Source organism: Bradyrhizobium sp. MI1.3 (genome assembly GCF_055811695.1).
Window position 1 is genome coordinate 33,450 of the sequence record NZ_JBVVPQ010000068.1, and the last position, 2,431, is coordinate 35,880.

2 protein-coding genes and 1 pseudogene are annotated in these 2,431 nt (G+C 58.7%); 2 read left to right on the plus strand and 1 reads right to left on the minus strand.

Annotated elements, in window-relative coordinates; translation table 11 throughout:
• A pseudogene (locus tag AC0L3A_RS32675) lies at window positions 1-502 on the plus strand (LuxR C-terminal-related transcriptional regulator); the annotation flags it as partial.
• A 94-nt stretch (window positions 503-596) separates the two neighbouring features.
• Here the strand turns inward: AC0L3A_RS32675 and AC0L3A_RS32680 are convergent.
• Complete coding sequence (locus AC0L3A_RS32680) at window positions 597-812, minus strand: hypothetical protein (protein WP_007595064.1); 216 nt, start codon at window positions 810-812, stop codon at window positions 597-599.
• 390 nt (window positions 813-1,202) lie between these two features.
• Between AC0L3A_RS32680 and AC0L3A_RS32685 the strand changes: the two genes are divergently transcribed.
• Window positions 1,203-2,276, plus strand: coding sequence for a TauD/TfdA family dioxygenase (locus AC0L3A_RS32685; RefSeq protein WP_007595062.1), 1,074 nt, complete (start codon window positions 1,203-1,205; stop codon window positions 2,274-2,276).
• Window positions 2,277-2,431 lie beyond the last annotated feature (155 nt).

The window sequence follows — 2,431 nt, forward strand, 5'->3', positions numbered from 1 at the left end:
GGACCACGGCAACTCGCAACACGCTTCGGAGCCAGGGTCTGCAAAGGCGGCAAGCACGGGATCGACAGAAGATGGGGGCAAACCGGGCAACGGCGCCGGCGATGGCGCCGAGCATCACGCTTCGGCTTCGGATGCTGCGGGGACCATGAAGACGGCAGAACCAGCCACCGTGGACCACGGTAACTCGCAGCACGCTGCGCAATCTGCAGCAATCGCATCAGACGACGCACACCCGGCCAAGGCTGCGTTCGAAATCGGCGGCGCAGACCAAGGACCGGTGTTCCGGTTCGATAGCGGACCAACTCCTTCTCCTCTCGTCGCGATAGTTGAGGTTAAAGAGTTCAATGATCCGCTCGATGGGCACGTTCCGCCCAGTCAGGAAGAGAGCCTCGGGTTCAACGCCAAGCTCGTCCCTCATGCACTGAACGGACACGCGGACGATCACGGCAATAACGGCGCGCATCAAGCCATTGTCCCTGCGCATCATGATCTGCTGATTTGAACCGCTGCATCGTCATTGACCGAAAATGGCAACTGTCACCGCAGTACAGGTCTCAGGAACACGACGCCGGATCAGCCTCATTGAGCGGAATTGTTCAGGGTTGCAGCCGTGAGAGCAGACGTTGCCGATCCTGATCGCGACGTCGCTGCTCCATCCGCATCCGTTCGAGTTCGCCTTCCGCCTTGGCTGTGTCCTCGTTCTGGCGCTTCATTTCAATGATCAGCGCCTCCTGCTCTGCGAGCCGGCGTTCTCCTTCGACGACGTCGCGCTCGATCTGCCTCAGCTCATCGTATATCGCCGTCGTGTACATCGCGGTCCTCGCGCGGCCGTGCCGCGAAGCACGCCGCAGAGTAGCTTTCGCCTCTTCCAGAGCCTTATCCGGGCCGCGCGGTGCGGCCATGACCGCAGCGCGACGCGCATGACTTTTAACTCAGCCAGCTTCGTGAACGTTCCGGCTGATGCCATTTTTTCCCGGGCTTTGATCGGTCGCACGAGGGGCGGCGTTGTAATCATTTTGGCGGAAGCGGCTCACCTAACACGCGACTGCCTGGAACGGATCTCGTCACGGCGACAATGCGCTCAGCTCACGGCGGCGCTTCAGCCAAGTTGCAAACAAGTGGTCGGCACAATATCGTCGATCGTCCGCCCCCACGTCTTCCGCCCCCATGTCTGACGTCCAATCTCTTCGGGAGCCAACACTATGAATTTGGTCTCAGTGCCCGGCGGGATTCATCGCCCTCCGGGGAAGGTCGATATCCCGTCTGCCTGGCAGGGAGCTGAGATGAAAGCCAATCCTGATCGATGGTTGATATCGCTTGCGGCCGGCGAGATCGCCGAGCTTGAGGGCGCGGCCGAAACATATCTTGGCAGAGACAAAAAAATCGCCGAGATCACGAAGGAAAGCTTTCCGCTTCCCCACTTCGGCAGGCATCTGGAAGAGCTTAAGACAACGCTCCTGGCTGGCCTTGGCTTCGAAGTCATACGCGGCCTTCCGGTGGCAAAATATAATCAGGAGTTTGCCGCTACGATCTTTTGCGGAGTGGGCGCGCACCTTGGATCGGCGCGGTCTCAGAATGCAGCGGGTCACATTCTCGGTCACGTCCGTGACACCGGCGCCGATGCAAGGGATCCCAACACCCGAATTTATCAAACGTCGGAACGGCAGACATTCCACACGGATTCGGCCGACGTGGTTGGATTGTTATGCATTCGCGAGGCGATGGAGGGAGGGGATTCTCTCCTCGTCAGTACGACGACAATCTACAACGAGATGTTTGACAGACGTCCCGACCTTGCCGCCCTCTTGTTTGATCCGATCGCGACGGACCGGCGAGGCGAGGTGCCGGAGAACGAAAAGCCATATCTTGAAATCCCGGTGCTGAATTGGCATGTGGGGTTCCTGACCGGGTTCTATCAGCGCCAGTATATCGATAGTGCCCAACGCTTTCCCGATGCGCCGAGACTGACGCCGGCTCACGTCGAGGCGCTCGATCTCTTTGACGCGCTCGCAAATGATCCCGCGCTGCATTTCGGCATGCGGCTTCAGCCGGGCGACATGCAGTTCGTTTACAATCATGCCTTGCTGCATGACCGGACCGGATTTCGCGATTGGTCCGAGGCAGGCCAGAAGCGTCATCTATTGCGCCTCTGGCTCAGCATGGAAGGCGACCGGCCGCTGCCCGATTGTTTCAAACAGCGCTATGGCTCGATTGAGATTGGCAACCGTGGTGGCATCATCACCAAAGGTACCAGTTTGAACGCTCCGTTGGATTGACGTTCGAAGCATCCAGCGATGTCCGCTCTTATGCCGATATTGGCAGAGGAGCGGACATCGTTGCTGCGAAGCCTGGCACTAGTACCCACTTTTCTTGGATCGTGAGTCGTGATTCAAGATCTGGATGATACCCGAAGCAAGAGAAGTCCACCTTT

Bases quoted from the DNA above. Each gene is read 5' to 3' on its own strand.
- AC0L3A_RS32680 (WP_007595064.1), bottom strand. From the start codon at position 812: ATGTACACGACGGCGATATACGATGAGCTGAGGCAGATCGAGCGCGAC.
- AC0L3A_RS32685 (WP_007595062.1), top strand. From the start codon at position 1,203: ATGAATTTGGTCTCAGTGCCCGGCGGGATTCATCGCCCTCCGGGGAAG.